This is a genomic window from Marinobacter sp. (genome assembly GCF_041686475.1).
Taxonomy (GTDB): domain Bacteria; phylum Pseudomonadota; class Gammaproteobacteria; order Pseudomonadales; family Oleiphilaceae; genus Marinobacter.
This window is the reverse complement of sequence record NZ_JAWLDU010000057.1, coordinates 1-16,145: the sequence shown is the minus strand read 5'-3', so window position 1 is coordinate 16,145 and position 16,145 is coordinate 1. Positions and strand designations below refer to the sequence as shown.

The window sequence follows — 16,145 nt, the reverse complement described above, 5'->3', positions numbered from 1 at the left end:
AGACCGAGTGGAACCGGGCCATGCGCCAGGGCCACCCTCTCAGCCTGGTGATGCTGGACATCGATTATTTCAAACGGGTCAACGATGACCTGGGCCATCTGGCGGGGGATGACTGTCTGGTCAGTCTTGCTCGTGTCTGTGCCAATGAAATCCAGCGCTCGGGCGACCTGCTGGCAAGGTACGGTGGTGAAGAGTTCAGTGTATTGCTGCCTGTCACACCGGAAGCGGGCGCCATCAGTGTGGCAGAACGCTTGCGGGTGGCGGTGGCAGAAACGCCGGTTCACGTCGGGGGACATGCCGGCACGGTGGAGCTGTCGGTCAGTGTGGGGGTGGCAACCATTACTCCCGTCCCCGGAACCAGTCCTTCGGACCTGATCGCCCGGGCCGATGAGGCCCTCTACGCAGCCAAGGGCGCCGGTCGTAATCGGGTGATGGTATTCCGGGACACCGGAGCGCAGGCGATTTCCGACTCATGACTCAGTTCTTGAGTTTGTAGCGTCCCGGTCCCAGGAAAAGCACGGCCACCGCAATAAACAGGAAGAAACCCTGCAGCTCCAGTGCCCAGCCTCCGTTGCCGCCAAGGGTCATCAGTTCGTGGCTGTGCACCAGTGCAATAGCCACCAGCATGTTGAAGACGATCAGCAATGCACCGATGCGTGTATGGTAGCCCAGGATCAGCATTTTCCAGCAACGTCTGTCTCCCGCCAGGCAAGGATAGTGAATCAGTGGGCAAGCCTAAACGTTTTTTGGTCAGGCAGGAAATTACAGGCCCGCGCCCAGGGAAAGGCGTATGTGATTGCGCACAAGGAGATTTTCCCAATAGTGTTTCATCCAGTCCCAGGCGGCATTGCGGGTCTGCTCTACGAACGGATCCAGATTCAGTTCGTAATAATCCGGTGTGCCGGCTATCTGCAGCACAGTCACGGTGATTGACTGGTCCAGCTCATTGGCGAAGGGCTCGCCGATCAGTTGATGGGCAAGCAGGTTGGCCCGGGTTGCTTCTACGTCCACCAGTTCACTGGCACGGGTGGAGCGGTTGTTCTCGTACATCTCTTCCATCAGGCGGTGGCAGAGGTAGGCCCGGATGAGCAAGCCATCAAGGCCATCATAACGCACCAGTAGTACCGAGGGCTGGGTAAAATAGCCGATGGCAGCGTTCACGAACGGAGCAAACAGGTCAGCCTTGCCGGCCTCTTTTGCGCACGCTTCGACGCATTCTATCAGTCTTGGCGCCATTTCAATGTATTCGATGGCAAACTGGAACAGGCAGGTGGCCGGCCGATAACCCTCGATGGTGATGGTGGCAGGCAAAGACGCCGCCCTCTCCCGCATCTGTTCAAGGAAAGTGCCGGAGCGGGCTTCCTGCCTGCGCGCCTGGTCAATGATGTCGAGAACAACCTTTGGTGTCATTTCAGGAGATGCCGGTCTCTGAACGGAATGGGGTCGCAAGGCGCCTCCCGTTATACGCATGGGGGTCGTAAGAGGCACTGGGAAGCGGCTGGCCACCGCAACATGCCTGCCTTTTCCCACAAGTGTAGACGAGTTTTGGCAGGCTGCCGCGGCGTGCACATTAAAACCTGAACAGGGTGTCGGCCGAGAGTTATGGGATGGGGTTTACTGTTGCGAAAACCATCGATCATGTCGCGAATGGCTTATAAAAAGCAGGCCCATGGTGGTGGCGCGCGCCAGCATCAGGCAAATCAGGGAGAACCAGAGGCCGTGGTTGCCCCAGCCTGTGGTCAGCCACCAGACCGGCAGAAACACCACCAGGGCGGAGAACAGCATGGTGTTCTGCATGTCCCGGGTACGGGTGGCGCCAATAAACACGCCGTCCAGCAGAAATCCCCAGACTGCGGCCAGTGGCAGCAGCCATAACCAGGGCAGGTAGAGCCAGGCGGTGGTGCGCACTTCCTCAATGCCCGTCAGCAGGCTGATCAGGAAGCGTCCGCCAAGTACAAATGCCACTGTAAACAGTATTGACCCCCAGAGGGACCAGCGGAACGCCACCCGGAACACCTGGCGAAACTGCTGGCGGCTGTTTTTACCGACGGCCTCCCCAATCAGTGCTTCGGCGGCATTGGCGAAGCCATCCAGTCCGTTGGAGATAACCAGCAAAAAGGTAATCAGGACCGCATTGGCAGCTAGAATGGTGTCACCCTGTCTTGCCCCCTGGGCGGTAAAAAACGCCAGCACCAGAAGCAGAGCGATGGTGCGTACCATGATGTAACGGTTGACCCGCAGGATCTTCAGGTAGTCGTTCAACTGGCCGAACAGCGCACGGCTGAAGCCCTGGCCCGCAGGCATCCGTAACAGCACCATGCGGAAACCGATAGCAGCTGCGGAATATTCCGCCAGTACGGTGGCCATGGCCACGCCGCGGCTGTTCCAGCCGAAGCCGTTGACGAACAGTATGTCCAGAACGATATTCAGCCCGTTGGCCACGATCAGCATCACCATGGGCCCCTTGGGCAGCTGGGTCCCAATCAGCCAGCCCACCAGTGTGTACTGGCAGAGCACGGCCGGGGCGCTCCAGATCCGGATGCTGGCGTATTCCGCCGCCAGGGTTGCGACCCGCTCGCTGGGGTTCATCAGTTCGAGACCCAGCCGGATCAGGGGCTGGTGGAACAGAATCAGCAACAGGCCGATCGCAGTGGCCAGAAGTATCGAGCGTAACAGCAGTGCAATCTGGGCGAATTCATCCCGTTTGCCCCAGGCCTGGGCGGCAAGGCCGGTTGTGCCCATGCGCATGAAGCCGAAGGTCCAGTACAGAATGCTGAACAGGTTGGCGCCGACGGCAACGGCACCCAGATATTCCGGAGAGTCGAGATGGCCCAGCACGGCTGTGTCCACCAGTCCCAGCAGCGGCACAGTGAGGTTTGTCAGCATCAGGGGCCAGGCCAGCGCCCAGAGGCGGCGATCTGTGGTGGCGAGTTGCGGGGATGATTTCACCTGGATTAAAAAGTTCCCTCTTTCCCGTATTAATAGCCACTCAGACTTTCGCATTTTTTTGATCTGTGTCTATACTTGTCTCTGGAATATCCATAGCAGACTTCCACTCTGGCTAGAATAGTGTGTGCGAGCACTGTCCGGCACAGGGGGATTAGACGCAAAATCCGACAAGAATAACACTCTGTGGAGACACAGTATTATGCGCGTGCACGCTAAGCGGGCAGGTGTCCTCTTTGGCGGGCTTATGACGCCGGCGTTGTCCATGGCGGACTGGACGCTGAACATGAGCCCTGGGGTCACCGGTACCAGTAACGATATTTTCAGCCTTCACATGACTATCCTGTGGATCTGTGTCGTCATCGGCATAGTGGTTTTCGGGGTCATGTTCTGGTCAATATTTGCCCACCGCAAGTCGTCGGGCCGCAAACCGGCCAACTTTCACGAGAATACGCTCGTCGAGGTTCTCTGGACCATTATACCGCTGGTTATCCTGGTGGTTATGGCCATTCCCGCGACCGCTACACTTGTCGATATGTACGATACCAGCGAAGCCGATGTGGACATCAAGGTCACGGGCTACCAGTGGCGCTGGAAATATGACTATATTGATGAAGAATTCGGTTATTTCTCCAGCATGTCCACCAGCAAGGATGAAATCTACAACCGGATCCGCAAGAGCGATAATTACCTGCTGGATGTAGACAACCCCATGGTTGTTCCCGTCGGCGCCAAGGTTCGCCTGCTATTGACCGCGAATGACGTCATCCACTCCTGGTGGGTCCCGGAATTCGGTGTCAAGAAAGACGCCATCCCCGGATTCATCAATGAAACCTGGACCCGGGTAGACGAGCCCGGTATCTACCGCGGCCAGTGTACCGAGCTTTGCGGGAAGGACCACGGTTTCATGCCGGTAGTCGTCAAGGCAGTGCCGCAGGACGAATACGATGAATGGGTGGCCGAAAAGAAAGAAGACGCCGAGCGTGAGCGCGAGCTGACCGAAAAAGACTGGACTATGGACGAGCTGATGGAGCGCGGCGAGAAGGCTTACGCCAGTGCCTGTGCGTCATGTCACCAGGATGATGGCAGCGGTTCACCGCCGGCATTCCCGGCACTCAAGGGAAGCGAGGTTGCCCTGGAAGATATGGACGCGCACCTGGATATTGTGGTGAACGGCGTTTCCGGGACCTCTATGCAGGCATTTGGCGACCAGCTTAACGAGGTGGATCTTGCAGCAGTTATTACCTATGAGCGAAACGCTTGGGGTAACGATACCGGCGAGATGATTACGCCTAAAGAAGTGTTCGAGTACAAGAACCAGGAATGATTAACCGGGCGGCGATGGAAATGCGATTCCATGCCGCCCCGTCCAATTTCGCCAGACTAATGACATCACCAGCCAGAACAATACGGCGGTAACGGGGGTTTTTCATGAGTGCGGTTGCAGATACCCACGCCCAGGACGATCATCACCACGGCCCCGCGAAGGGCATTACACGGTGGCTGCTGACGACCAATCACAAGGATATCGGGTCCATGTACCTGATATTCAGTTTCACCATGTTCCTGCTTGGCGGGGCCATGGCCATGGTTATCAGGGCCGAGCTGTTCCAGCCGGGCCTGCAGATAGTTGAGCCGGAATTCTTCAACCAGATGACGACCATGCACGGTCTAATCATGGTGTTTGGCGCCGTCATGCCCGCCTTCGTTGGCCTGGCCAACTGGATGATTCCGCTGATGGTAGGCGCGCCGGACATGGCACTGCCCCGGATGAACAACTGGAGTTTCTGGCTGCTGCCCTGCGCCTTCCTGATCTTAATCTCCACTCTGTTCATGCAGGGCGGGGCTCCTAACTTCGGCTGGACCTTCTACGCACCGCTTTCAACCACCTACGGTCCGCCCAGTACCACCTTCTTCATCTTTGCCGTTCACATCATGGGCGTGTCGTCGATAATGGGTGCCATCAACGTGATTGCGACCATCCTGAACATGCGTGCACCTGGCATGACCCTGATGAAAATGCCCCTGTTCGTATGGACCTGGCTGATCACCGCCTTCCTGCTGATTGCGGTAATGCCGGTACTGGCGGGCGTGGTCACCATGATGCTGATGGACATCAACTTCGGCACCAGTTTCTTTGATGCCTCCGGCGGCGGCGACCCGGTACTGTTCCAGCATCTGTTCTGGTTCTTCGGGCATCCCGAGGTTTACATCATGATTCTGCCGGCCTTCGGCGCGGTATCCCACATCATTCCGGCGTTCTCCCGTAAGCCGCTGTTCGGCTACGCGTCCATGGTCTATGCGGTGGGCGCTATCGCGCTGCTGTCGTTTGTAGTCTGGGCTCACCACATGTTTACCGTGGGTATACCCATCGCCGGGCAACTGTTCTTCATGTACGCGACCATGCTGATTGCCGTGCCCACCGGGGTGAAGGTATTCAACTGGGTAGCCACCATGTTCCGTGGCTCGCTGACATTCGAGGCCCCCATGCTGTTCGCGGTGGCCTTCGTCATCCTGTTCACCATCGGTGGTTTCTCCGGTCTGATGCTGGCCATTGCCCCGGCGGACTTCCAGTATCACGACACCTACTTCGTGGTTGCCCACTTCCACTACGTGCTGGTACCCGGTGCTATCTTCGGCATCTTTGCCTCGGCGTACTTCTGGCTGCCCAAGTGGACTGGCCATATGTATGACGAAACCCTGGCCAAGACCCATTTCTGGCTGTCGTTCGTGGGCATGAACCTGGCGTTTTTCCCGATGCACTTCCTCGGGCTCGCAGGTATGCCGCGCCGTATCCCGGATTACGCCCTGCAGTTTGCCGACTTCAACATGGTGTCCAGTATCGGTGCCTTCATGTTCGGCGCTACCCAGATTCTGTTCCTGGTGATTGTGGTCAAGTGTGTAAGAGGCGGTGAAAAGGCATCTGCCAAGCCGTGGGACGGAGCGGAAGGCCTGGAGTGGACTGTGCCCTCACCGGCGCCATACCACACCTTCTCCACCCCGCCGGAAGTAAAGTGAGCGGCCGGGAAAATAACAAACGATAACGGATAAGCCATCGGAGATTGTCATGGCGGAGAACCAGACGTATTACGTTCCGGAACAGAGCAAGTGGCCGATCGTAGCCACTGTTGGCCTGGGGGTTACCCTTTACGGCGTTGCCGCAATCATGGTGAACGGCAAACAGGGTGATAGCACTACCGGTGCCTGGATAGTGTTCTGGATTGGCGCGTTGATTATGACCTACATGCTGTTCGGTTGGTTTGGCAGCGTCATCAAGGAAAGCCGGGCCGGGCTGTACAGCCCGCAGATGGATCGTTCATTCCGCTGGGGAATGAGCTGGTTCATTTTTTCGGAAGTGATGTTCTTCGCGGCGTTCTTCGGGGCGCTGTTCTATACCCGGGTCTTTGCCCTGCCGTGGCTTGGTGGCGAAGGTGACCGTGGCAGCTCCAACATGCTTTGGGAAGGCTTCCAGGCCACTTGGCCACTGATCAACACGCCCAATCCAGAAGACTATCCGCCGCCGGAAGGCACGATCGGCCCCTGGGGCCTGCCACTGATCAACACCATCCTGCTGGTCACGTCGTCGTTCACGGTTACTGTCGCCCACCACGCACTGAAGGAAGACCATCGCAAGAAGGTCAAGACCTGGCTGGCTGCAACCATCGGGTTGGCGCTGGTTTTCGTGTGTGTCCAGGGATACGAATACGTCCACGCCTATCGGGACCTGAATCTAACCCTTGAGTCGGGTATATACGGCAGTACCTTTTTCATGCTGACCGGCTTCCACGGCGCCCACGTGATACTGGGAACCCTGATGCTGATCATTATGCTGGTACGCATCAATAAGGGACACTTCACGGCCGATAATCACTTCGGATTCGAAGCGACGGCATGGTACTGGCACTTCGTGGATGTCGTCTGGCTCGGATTGTTTGTCTTCGTTTATGTAATCTGATTTTCACAGATCAGGGGGTCGGGTTCAGTGTCAGGCCCCCCTGCCATAGCGAAATCAGGATAACAGCCAGCAGCATTACGCTCAGTGCGACCCGCAATGCCAGGGAATTCAGGACACGGTTCGTTTTCCCGCCATCCCGGATCAGGAAGAACAGCCCGCTGAACAGGCTCACCAAAACCGCCAGCATAAGTACGACAATGAGAAACTTCAGCATGAAAAATCCTGTTTACGGGAATTTAGGTCAAGAAACCACTATAGCAGAGCATGTCTGATCCGGCTGATCAATCCCGCCGGCAGTGGCATTTTGACTGGCGGCTGATGCTGTTCGCGGGCCTGTTTCTGCCCCTGCTCCTTGGTCTGGGTGTGTGGCAGCTCGAACGCGCCCAGGAAAAGAAGGCGCAACTGGCACAGTGGCAGCAGGAAGCGGACAGCCTGGGATGGGTGGAACAGCAGGCTTCGGGCCTGGAGGCCGGTAAGCCGGTCACGGTTTCAGGCCGTTATGGCGAGGCTTCGTGGTTACTTGATAATCGCACCCGTGATGGGGCGCCCGGCTACGAGGTGCTAACGCTGTTCTATCCGGAGCGGGGCCGGCCTGTAGTGGTAAACCGTGGTTGGCTGCAGGCGCCTCGTCGTCGGGATGAACTGCCGGAAATCAGCCGGCCTGAAGGTGAGGTGAGCTTGCGTGGCCGACTGAGCGAGTTTCCGGAGCCACCGGTACTGAAGGACGCGTCCGGGTTCGAAAAGGAATGGCCCCGTCGAACTCAGTCGCTGTCTCACCAACAGGCACAGGAGATCCGGGACGATGTGGTTGGCCTTGTTGTGCGGCTTTCGGGCCCGGAGCAGCCCGGCGCTTACCGTGCGGACTGGGCTCCGGACATGATGGGACCGCAGACTCACTACGGATACGCATTGCAATGGTTTTCACTGGCCGCAGCACTGGTTATATTGACGGTCGTAGCGAGTTATCGCAAAACAGGAGCCAACGATGACAATGACAACGGCTGAGAAAACGGACCGGAACGACCAGGAAGATCCGGTCTCCCCCGAGAAGGTCCGTCGCGGCAGGCGAACAGCTCTGTTGCTCTTTGCCATCGGATTTGGACCGATGATTTTTGCCACAATCATGTATTACACCGGCTGGCTCAACCCCGCTGGTCACAGCAACAACGGTGAACTGATACAGCCGCCGGCACCGTTGGGCCAGATGCATCTGGAGGATGCCAGCGGTGAACCTCTTGCTGACCGTTTTGGCCCAGAGGCTGCTGATCCGGAGTGGATGATGATGGTGGTTTCCGGCGACTGTACCGCGGATTGCGAAGAGCTCCTTTACCGCGCCCGTCAGGTCAATATTGCGCTGGGGAAGAATGCGAACCGGGTCAATCGGGCGGCCTGGCTGGGATCTGTGTCAGAGGACCTGTCCGAACGTTGGGATGATGAATACAGTTCCATGGAGCGCCTGACCATTTCCGGTGGGCAGTCTCCTCAATGGCCAACGGGTATCAGCCCCGATCAGGAGCCCCGTATCCTTTTGGTCGACCCCTTCGGTAACGTCGTTCTGCATTACGGTACCGAGCACACCGGCAAGGACATGCTGAAAGATCTCAAACATCTGCTGAAACTGTCACAGATTGGTTAATCGTTATTGCCGGGAGAACCAGCGTTGAACGACATCCACAACAACACATCTCGTCATGCCCGCACATTGGCACGCTGGTCTCTCCTTGCAAGCCTGCTGACAGTGGTGGTTATCATGCTGGGCGCCTGGACCCGGCTGGTGGACGCCGGCCTGGGATGCCCCGACTGGCCCGGCTGTTACGGGTTTCTGACCGTGCCCCAGGATGAGACCCGCATGGCGATCGCCAATGCGAGGTTTCCTGACACACCGGTAGACGTCGAGAAGGGCTGGCCGGAAATGATTCACCGTTACGCTGCCGGTATTCTGGGGCTGGTGGTCTTTGGCCTGGCCGGGTTCGCTTTCCGCCATCGCCGTGAGGGGCTGCCGTTCCGGCTGCCCTTGTTCATCGCTGTCTTTATCGTGCTGCAGGGTGCATTCGGCATGTGGACGGTCACCCTGAAGCTTTGGCCCCAGGTGGTTGCACTGCACCTGCTGGGTGGTTTTACCACACTGAGCATGCTTGTACTTCTGACACTGCGCCTGCGCGGGAAGCAGCAGCGGGCTGCCGGACTCGCCGAGCCACCACCTTCGGAGCGCAACCGTTTCCGGCCCTGGCTCTATGGCGGGCTTGTGCTGGTCGTGATGCAGATAGCCCTGGGTGCCTGGACCGCAGCCAATTATGCCGCAGTTGCCTGTACCGATCTGCCCACCTGTCAGGGTGAATGGTGGCCTGCCGATATGGATTTCGTTCATGGATTTGACGTTACCCAGCAGGTGGGCCCCAATTACCTGGGTGGTCAGCTCACCGCGGATGGGCGGGTTGCCATTCATGTCACCCACCGGGTGGGGGCAGTGATAGTACTTGCGTACTTCACGGTATTTCTGGCATTACTGTGGCGCAGAACAAGGCATTCACCGATGGCAAAGCATGTGCAGTTGGTGGCTGTGGTACTGGCGGCACAGATCGGCCTGGGGCTGGCGAACGTCGTATTTCATATTCCCCTGTCGGTGGCAGTGGCGCACAATGCCATGGGTGCGGGATTGCTGCTCACGGTAATCAACCTGCTCTGGCGTTTTCACCAGCAGGATCTGCCGCAGCCAGCGGATGCAAAACATAAAACAACAATTGAACGAGAGGTGACGGCATGAGCGAGCGTGTTGAGGCACTGCCGGCGCATGGCACGACTAGCGGAGCGGATTCCGCAAGCATTTCCTGGCATGACTTCCTGGAGCTGACCAAGCCCAGGGTCGTGGCGATGATGATTCTCACCTCCGTCATCGGCATGTTGCTGGCCACTCCGGGCGTGCCGGGCTGGGAGGTGCTGGTCTATGGCAACCTGGGTATTGCACTGCTGGCGGGCGCCGCAGCCGTGGTCAACCACGTGGTGGACCAGAAGATTGATACCGTCATGGCCCGCACCCGCAAGCGCCCCGTTGCCACCGGGAAAATCTCCCCCCTCGATGCCCTGATGTTCGCAACTGTACTGGCGGTGTCGGGCATGGTGGTTCTGGTGTGGCAGGTCAATGCCCTCACTGCCTGGCTTACACTCGCCTCACTGGTAGGCTATGCTGGCGTCTACACCCTGTTCCTCAAGCGCATGACTCCCCAGAATATCGTGATTGGTGGTCTGGCGGGCGCCATGCCGCCGTTGCTGGGCTGGACAGCAGTAACAGGGCAGGTCGAAGGTCACGGGCTTTTGCTGGTGCTCATCATCTTCGCGTGGACACCGCCACATTTCTGGGCCCTGGCAATCCACCGCAAGGAAGAATACGCCAAGGCGGGTATTCCAATGCTGCCGGTCACCCACGGCAACAAGTACACCGAACTGCACATCCTGCTGTACACCCTGATGTTGCTGGCGGTCAGCCTGCTGCCTTTTGTGACCGGAATGTCGGGCCTTATCTATCTGGTAGGCGCGCTGGCGCTTGGCCTGCGCTTCCTGCAATATGCCGTGCGCCTGCTCAGAGGCGATGATCGTCGGGTGGCACTGAACACGTTCAAGTATTCCATTACCTATCTGATGGCACTGTTCGTGGTATTGCTTGTCGATCACTTTGTATTTTTCTGATTGCTGATTAACCGGAGATTTCATGGACCGTTCGATTCGCCTGACGCTGATCATCCTGCTGCTGGTGGTAGTGCTGATCTTTGGTCTGGTGGTCGGGCGACAGGTTTTGCTGGTGGGCAACGAGGAGCCATCTCCCGCCCCGGAACTCAGTGAGATCAACGCCTACGTGTATGACCAGGGCCGTGAACTTGCGGACTTCGAGCTGGTCAATGAACAGGGCAAAACCGTTACCCGGGAAAGCCTGCGGGGCCAATGGACGTTTGCGTTCGTGGGCTATACCAACTGCCCGGATATCTGCCCTGTTGCCATGGCCAACCTGCGCAGAACCGACAGTCTGCTGCCGGATGACCTGCCGCAACCGGAGTTCCTACTGATCACCGCTGACCCCGAACACGACACGCCCGAGCGTTTGCGTGAGTATGTCGGCTTTTTCGGTGACAACTTCCATGGCTACACCGGCGACCTGGAAACTCTGAGAGAAGTTGCCAAAAGCCTCAATGCCGCCTTCACCCACCGGGAGGTGGACGGTGATCTGCTGGTGGACCACAGTGGCCACTTTGCCCTGATCAATCCGGAAGGGAAAATGGCAGCGGTACTGCAACCCCCTCACAATCCCGAAGATCTGGTGAAGGCCTATCGCGAGATCTATGAGTGGGCCAGGGCCAACCATCCACGAGCTTCCCAGTCCTGATGAGTTGCGCGGTTGCGGCTTAAGTCACACTGACTTCGGGTTTTGTCTGGATTACACTGCGCACCGGTTTTAATCTGGGACTTGCCATGCCAAATTCTCGTCAGTCCGGGACATCTCCCCGGGAACTGTTCGCGGTGCTGGCCGCAGGGGCCATCCTGTTGCTGGTTACCCACGGCCTGGGCCGTTTTATCTACACGCCGTTGCTGCCCTATCTTGTCGACGACGGCCAGATAACCACCGGGCAGGGCGCCGCAATTGCCACCTGGAATTACCTCGGCTATCTGCTGGGCGCCTTGCTGGCAATCCGCTGGCATACCATCCGTCATATCCGGATACTGTTGCCCACCGCCCTGGCAGGGCATGTGCTGACCACCCTGGTGATGGCCAACACAGACCAGCTTGCGAGCATGTCCGCTGCCCGACTGTTCAACGGTATCGCCAACGGCATTGTCTTTGTCCAGGCTCCGGCCCTGATCCTGGAATGGCTGGTGCTGCGTAACCGGTCCACCATGAGCGGCCACCTCTATATCGGCGTAGGCCTGGGGCTTCTTCTATCCAGTGGCCTGGTCAGCTTCAGTGCCTCCTGGCTTGAGGGAACGGAACGCTGGTGGCCTGCATTTATACTATCGGTGCCCCTGGCGTGGTGGGCAACCGCGCGCCTGCTCAGGCTGGAAGTACCTGTGCGGGCAGAAAGCAAAGCTGGAAGTGCCACCGGAAAAACCCCGCTGCTGGACCGCGCCAGTGTGCCCCTGTTCCTCTCCTATGCCGGCGCCGGGCTGGGCTACATCCTGCCAATGACCTTCCTGCCGCTGCTTGCCAAGGACCAGTTACCAGCCGGCCACTGGCTGTTGGAAGGCGCCTGGCTCGTTGCTGCTGTGGTGACCCTGTTCTCTCCCTGGCTGTGGAACATACTTGGCGCAAAAATCGGCGATCTCCCGGCATTACGCCTGAATTTCGTGGTCCAGCTGGCCGGCGTACTCGCTGCTGTGATCCTGCCCGGTGCCATTGGCCTCGTTCTCTGTGCCGCGCTGGTGGGCATCACCTTCGTCGGCACGGTAATGCTCACCCAACGTATCGGCCGTGCACTGCATCCCCATCAGGGTCCACGGCTTTCCGCCGCGATGGTGTCACTATACGGCTTCACCCAGATGGCGGGCCCCTGGCTCACCAAGCAATGGCTGGACGCGGGTGGAACCCTGACCACGGCCTTTGGTATTGGGGTTGCGGCGCTGGCCTTCGGTTTGGTGTTCCTGTTTTTTGTTCCGGGGCCTGGGGTGTGGCAGTCCTCTCAAGACTGATGGTCAGGTGGCGGAGAGCGGGGTGGTGGCATTATTTTCCTTGGGAATGGAACTCGCTTCGCTCAGACACCCATTCCTGGCGGAAATTAATGCCACCACCCCACTCTCACGTAACTGGCAGTTATCGTGCCGTTAAAGATACGGGCACCGTTCCCCGTGCAATACAGAGTCAGACCATAGTACGCTTTAAAGAAATCACCGGGTGATATAAGGGTGTGGGGGTGTTTGTTTTTCAAACAGAAAATGGTGTCTGAGCGAAGCGAGTTCATTTTCCACTTGAAAAACAAACACCCCCACGCCCCTCCCCAACCCGACCAGTCTTAAGAAAAGCCAGAAAATGCTCCCAATCAACCAGATAATCCCGTACCTCCTGCAAGCACTTGAGTCGGAAACAACGGTTCTGCTCCAGGCTCCACCCGGCGCCGGTAAAACCACCAGGGTACCGTTGGCGCTATTGGACGCCCCGTGGCGGCAAGGTCGCAGGATTCTGATGCTGGAGCCGAGAAGGCTGGCAGCCAGGTCGGCGGCAAGGTATATGGCCAGGCAGATAGTGGAGAAGCCGGGCCAGACCGTGGGTTATCGAACGCGGCTGGATACGCGGGTGAGCTCGGCTACCGTGATTGAGGTGGTGACCGAAGGTATTCTGACGCGGATGATTCAGAGCGATCCTGCGCTAGAAGACTACGCAGCGGTGATTTTCGACGAATTTCACGAACGATCACTGCAGGCTGACCTGGGTCTGGCGCTGGTGCGGGAGTCGCGACAGGCACTGCGGGAGGATCTGCGGGTGATCGTTATGTCGGCGACCCTGGATACCGCGCCCATTGCCCGTTTGCTGGGTGACGTGCCGGTATTGACCAGTGAAGGGCATGCTTTTCCGGTAGAGGTGGCTTACCGGCCGCTACCGCGCAATGGCCGGGTGGTGGATCAGGTGGTGGCAGTGATTCACGAAGCGCTGGCGGATCAGACCGGGTCGCTGCTGGTATTTCTGCCTGGAGCCGGGGAGATCCGCCGGGCGGAGAGGCAGCTTCTGGGGCAGGTGGCCGGCGATGTGATCGTGGCGCCGCTGTACGGCAACCTGAAAAACGAGGAGCAGGACCGGGCCATTGCGCCGGCGCCCGAGGGTTATCGCAAAGTGGTGCTGGCCACGGCCATCGCAGAATCCAGTCTGACCATCGAAGGCATCAGGGTGGTTATCGACAGTGGCCAGCAGCGCCGGGCCGTATTCGATGCCAACAGCGGGATGACGCGGCTGGTGACCGGCTGGGTATCCAGGGCTTCGGCCGAGCAGCGCAAGGGGCGTGCAGGCCGGATTGAGCCTGGTGTCTGCTACCGGTTATGGAGTGAGTCAGCCCAGTTCGGTCTGGCGGAGTTCACGCCGCCGGAAATTCAGGAGGCTGATCTGGCGCCGCTGGTGCTTGAGCTGGCGCAATGGGGCGCACGATCGCCGGAACAGCTGGACTGGATTGATCTGCCACCTGCAGCACACTGGCAGCAGGCCTTGGCGTTGCTGCAATGGCTGGACATGCTGGATCCCGATGGCGCGATCACCGAACATGGTAAAGCCGCGCGGGATATGGGTGTGCACCCGCGGCTGGCCCATATGATTCTCCGGGGCCGCGATATTGGCCACGGCTATCTCGCGGCAGAGCTGGCAGCTTTGCTGGAAGAACGGGACCTGGCCGGACGTTCAGCAGGTGCTGATATGCAGGAGCGTGTGCGGATACTTCGGGGAAAGGGTCGCCGGCAGGGTGTCGATGCTGCCCGGGTGAAAGCCATTGGCAAGTCGGTGTCGCGGCTGGCCGACCATTCCCATCGGCCAGATGATATGCCCACGGATGACGAGGTGGGCCGCCTGCTGGCCCTGGCCTATCCGGATCGGGTTGCCCGCAGGCGTCGGGGCGATAAACACCGTTATCAACTCAGTAACGGCCGCGGTGCAGCCCTGCGCGACGACGACCCGCTTGCACGACACCAGTGGCTGGCCACAGCCGAACTGGATGGCAAGGCCAGGGAAGCGACGATCTATCTGGCTGCACCGGTTGATCCGGCGTTACTGGAACAGGACCTCGCCCGCCATATTCATGATCTGGATGAAGCGATCTGGGATGACACTCGGGGCACCGTGGTGGCGCGCCGTGTCAGGAAACTGGGGCAGCTGGTGCTGGACGAGAAGGCCTTGCCTGCTCCGTCTCCCGAGCTGATACAGCAGGGGCTGCTTACCGCAGTGCGTAAAAAAGGCCTCAAGAGCCTGCCCTGGACGTCATCGGCAGAACAGTGGCTTGCCCGGGTCGCCCTGCTGGCCCGTTGGTTCCCGGAAGAGTGGCCGGAGGTTACCGAGCGCTGGCTCACGGACAATCTGGAAGCCTGGCTCGGGCCTTTCCTGGCAGGCATAAACCGCTGGCGTGAACTCGAGATGCTCGACCTGAATCAGGCTTTGGCCAGCCTGTTGGATTACCAACAGCAGAAGATGCTGGATAACCTGGCACCCACCCGCCTGACCATTCCTACAGGCCAGTCCGTAACCCTGGACTACACGGCGGAAAACGGGCCGGTACTGGCAGCCAAACTCCAGGCTCTTTTCGGCTGGACAGAAACCCCCACTGTGGCTGGTGGCAGGGTACCCGTGGTGATCCACCTGCTGTCTCCGGCACAACGCCCTCTGGCTGTGACGGCGGACCTGGCCAGCTTCTGGCGCAATGCCTACCCGGAAGTGCGCAAGGACATGCGCGGGCGCTACCCCAAACACCCCTGGCCGGAAGACCCCTTTACTGCCGAGGCGAGCCAGGGAACGAAAAAACGCCCTGCTCGCTGATTCTGCCCGTCACCAGGGACTCCGGAATAGTTTCAAAATAGACGTTCCTTGGGGCAATCCGGTCCCCTTCCGGCGCGTGTAATTCGCTGACCGGCATTTCCTCCAGAGTGACGTCATCACTGGCCTGGTCACTTCTCCTGAAGCTGTCTCCAAGCACCCAGAACGGTTTGTGGTGGGCACGGGCTGCCAGTGCGAGCAGAAAGGTTCCACTCTTGTTGATGAAATGCCCATCCGCCAGCCAGGTATCGCAACCGGTGATCACCACATCCGCCCGGGACACGAACAGGCCCATCTGGGCATCGGTAATCAGCGTGACAGGAATGCCCAGATCGTTCAGTGACAGCGCCAGCTGGTGCCCCTCCATACCGGGACTGCTCTGGGTGCAGATGACGGAAAACCGGTGTTGCTTCCGGGTGAGTAAACGAAAAAGCGCCAGCACAACCGAGCTGGCGCTGTGGGTCATGATCACGGCATTGGCGGGAATCTTCCCGCTGGCATGCTCAGCGATCGCCGCACTGGCATTGTCCAGTTCACGGGTAACCTGCTTGACCGCGTCCAATGGCTTGTTGCCATCATTTAACAGCGACTCGACCTTCGCCATGGCGTTGCCAATCACGATCATGCTGGGGCGGGCGTTGCGGAGTTCCTGCAGCAGGGGTGCCAGATCGGCCGGTTGCGGGTCGGTTGCCTCCACACAGGCTGCCAGCCCCCTGAGTGTATCCAGTGCCAACGCGGTGGCCCCGGACTCGTAATCCT

At 58.9% G+C, this 16,145-nt stretch carries 15 protein-coding genes and 1 pseudogene; 11 read left to right on the top strand and 5 right to left on the bottom strand.

From position 1 onward, the window contains the following. On the top strand, positions 1 to 476 hold a 476-nt coding region (locus ACESMB_RS12280; RefSeq protein ID WP_372926961.1), incomplete at its 5' end, for a GGDEF domain-containing protein. A gap of 1 nt (position 477) precedes the next feature. On the opposite strand, the pseudogene ACESMB_RS12275 reads toward ACESMB_RS12280, so the two are convergent. The 3 genes and pseudogenes from ACESMB_RS12275 to ACESMB_RS12265 all read right to left on the bottom strand — a co-directional run. After that, positions 478 to 681, bottom strand: a pseudogene (locus ACESMB_RS12275) (DoxX family protein); the annotation flags it as partial. A gap of 81 nt (positions 682 to 762) precedes the next feature. Beyond that, positions 763 to 1,410 (bottom strand): hypothetical protein, encoded by a 648-nt coding sequence (locus ACESMB_RS12270; RefSeq protein WP_372926960.1) that lies wholly within the window; start codon positions 1,408 to 1,410, stop codon positions 763 to 765. Positions 1,411 to 1,614: 204 nt separating this feature from the next. Then, positions 1,615 to 2,886, bottom strand: coding sequence for an MATE family efflux transporter (locus tag ACESMB_RS12265; protein WP_372926965.1), 1,272 nt, complete (start codon positions 2,884 to 2,886; stop codon positions 1,615 to 1,617). Positions 2,887 to 3,148: 262 nt separating this feature from the next. Here ACESMB_RS12265 and coxB point away from each other — a divergent pair, with 262 nt between their 5' ends. The 3 genes from coxB to ACESMB_RS12250 all read left to right on the top strand — a co-directional run bounded on the left by coxB (position 3,149) and on the right by ACESMB_RS12250 (position 6,901). Further along, positions 3,149 to 4,273: a cytochrome c oxidase subunit II gene (gene coxB / locus ACESMB_RS12260; protein WP_372926959.1), complete on the top strand. Its 1,125-nt coding sequence runs from the start codon at positions 3,149 to 3,151 to the stop codon at positions 4,271 to 4,273. Positions 4,274 to 4,377: 104 nt separating this feature from the next. Continuing rightward, positions 4,378 to 5,964 (top strand): cytochrome c oxidase subunit I, encoded by a 1,587-nt coding sequence (gene ctaD, locus ACESMB_RS12255; protein WP_372926958.1) that lies wholly within the window; start codon positions 4,378 to 4,380, stop codon positions 5,962 to 5,964. 49 nt (positions 5,965 to 6,013) lie between these two features. Further along, entirely contained in the window at positions 6,014 to 6,901 is an 888-nt protein-coding gene (locus ACESMB_RS12250) for a cytochrome c oxidase subunit 3 (protein WP_372926957.1), read from the top strand. A gap of 10 nt (positions 6,902 to 6,911) precedes the next feature. On the opposite strand, the gene ACESMB_RS12245 is transcribed toward ACESMB_RS12250, so the two are convergent. Continuing rightward, positions 6,912 to 7,115 carry a twin transmembrane helix small protein gene (locus ACESMB_RS12245; RefSeq protein ID WP_372926956.1) on the bottom strand — a complete coding sequence of 68 codons (204 nt, stop codon included), beginning with the start codon at positions 7,113 to 7,115 and terminating at the stop codon, positions 6,912 to 6,914. Positions 7,116 to 7,165: 50 nt separating this feature from the next. Between ACESMB_RS12245 and ACESMB_RS12240 the strand changes: the two genes are divergently transcribed. From ACESMB_RS12240 to hrpB, 7 genes are all read left to right on the top strand, one after another. Next, the gene (locus ACESMB_RS12240) at positions 7,166 to 7,906 is read left to right on the top strand and encodes an SURF1 family protein (RefSeq protein WP_372971661.1); all 741 of its coding nucleotides are present in this window, start codon (positions 7,166 to 7,168) and stop codon (positions 7,904 to 7,906) included. Further along, a complete protein-coding gene (locus ACESMB_RS12235) occupies positions 7,887 to 8,537 on the top strand; it encodes a hypothetical protein (RefSeq protein WP_372926954.1) in 651 nt (216 codons plus the stop codon). Before ACESMB_RS12240 ends, ACESMB_RS12235 begins: the two co-directional genes overlap by 20 nt. A 24-nt stretch (positions 8,538 to 8,561) precedes the next feature. Further along, entirely contained in the window at positions 8,562 to 9,665 is a 1,104-nt protein-coding gene (locus ACESMB_RS12230; RefSeq protein WP_372926953.1) for a COX15/CtaA family protein, read from the top strand. Continuing rightward, positions 9,662 to 10,585, top strand: a complete 924-nt coding sequence (gene cyoE, locus ACESMB_RS12225) for a heme o synthase (protein WP_372926952.1) — start codon at positions 9,662 to 9,664, stop codon at positions 10,583 to 10,585. Before ACESMB_RS12230 ends, cyoE begins: the two co-directional genes overlap by 4 nt. 22 nt (positions 10,586 to 10,607) lie before the next feature. After that, the gene (locus ACESMB_RS12220; protein WP_372971660.1) at positions 10,608 to 11,276 is read left to right on the top strand and encodes an SCO family protein; all 669 of its coding nucleotides are present in this window, start codon (positions 10,608 to 10,610) and stop codon (positions 11,274 to 11,276) included. 86 nt (positions 11,277 to 11,362) lie between these two features. Then, positions 11,363 to 12,574, top strand: coding sequence for a YbfB/YjiJ family MFS transporter (locus ACESMB_RS12215; RefSeq protein ID WP_372926950.1), 1,212 nt, complete (start codon positions 11,363 to 11,365; stop codon positions 12,572 to 12,574). A gap of 337 nt (positions 12,575 to 12,911) precedes the next feature. Continuing rightward, a complete protein-coding gene (hrpB, locus tag ACESMB_RS12210; protein ID WP_372971659.1) occupies positions 12,912 to 15,389 on the top strand; it encodes an ATP-dependent helicase HrpB in 2,478 nt (825 codons plus the stop codon). Here hrpB and ACESMB_RS12205 read toward each other — a convergent pair. After that, positions 15,343 to 16,145, bottom strand: an 803-nt coding sequence (locus ACESMB_RS12205; protein ID WP_372971658.1) for a translation initiation factor eIF-2B, incomplete at its 5' end; no start/stop codon positions are given. The genes hrpB and ACESMB_RS12205 overlap by 47 nt on opposite strands.

What these genes read in the sequence shown, in the direction of transcription:
- ACESMB_RS12270 (WP_372926960.1), bottom strand. Translation starts at nt 1,410, where the DNA reads ATGACACCAAAGGTTGTTCTCGACATCATTGACCAGGCGCGCAGGCAG.
- ACESMB_RS12265 (WP_372926965.1), bottom strand. Translation starts at nt 2,886, where the DNA reads ATGCTGACAAACCTCACTGTGCCGCTGCTGGGACTGGTGGACACAGCC.
- coxB (WP_372926959.1), top strand. Translation starts at nt 3,149, where the DNA reads ATGCGCGTGCACGCTAAGCGGGCAGGTGTCCTCTTTGGCGGGCTTATG.
- ctaD (WP_372926958.1), top strand. Translation starts at nt 4,378, where the DNA reads ATGAGTGCGGTTGCAGATACCCACGCCCAGGACGATCATCACCACGGC.
- ACESMB_RS12250 (WP_372926957.1), top strand. Translation starts at nt 6,014, where the DNA reads ATGGCGGAGAACCAGACGTATTACGTTCCGGAACAGAGCAAGTGGCCG.
- ACESMB_RS12245 (WP_372926956.1), bottom strand. Translation starts at nt 7,115, where the DNA reads ATGCTGAAGTTTCTCATTGTCGTACTTATGCTGGCGGTTTTGGTGAGC.
- ACESMB_RS12240 (WP_372971661.1), top strand. Translation starts at nt 7,166, where the DNA reads ATGTCTGATCCGGCTGATCAATCCCGCCGGCAGTGGCATTTTGACTGG.
- ACESMB_RS12235 (WP_372926954.1), top strand. Translation starts at nt 7,887, where the DNA reads ATGACAATGACAACGGCTGAGAAAACGGACCGGAACGACCAGGAAGAT.
- cyoE (WP_372926952.1), top strand. Translation starts at nt 9,662, where the DNA reads ATGAGCGAGCGTGTTGAGGCACTGCCGGCGCATGGCACGACTAGCGGA.
- ACESMB_RS12220 (WP_372971660.1), top strand. Translation starts at nt 10,608, where the DNA reads ATGGACCGTTCGATTCGCCTGACGCTGATCATCCTGCTGCTGGTGGTA.
- ACESMB_RS12215 (WP_372926950.1), top strand. Translation starts at nt 11,363, where the DNA reads ATGCCAAATTCTCGTCAGTCCGGGACATCTCCCCGGGAACTGTTCGCG.
- hrpB (WP_372971659.1), top strand. Translation starts at nt 12,912, where the DNA reads ATGCTCCCAATCAACCAGATAATCCCGTACCTCCTGCAAGCACTTGAG.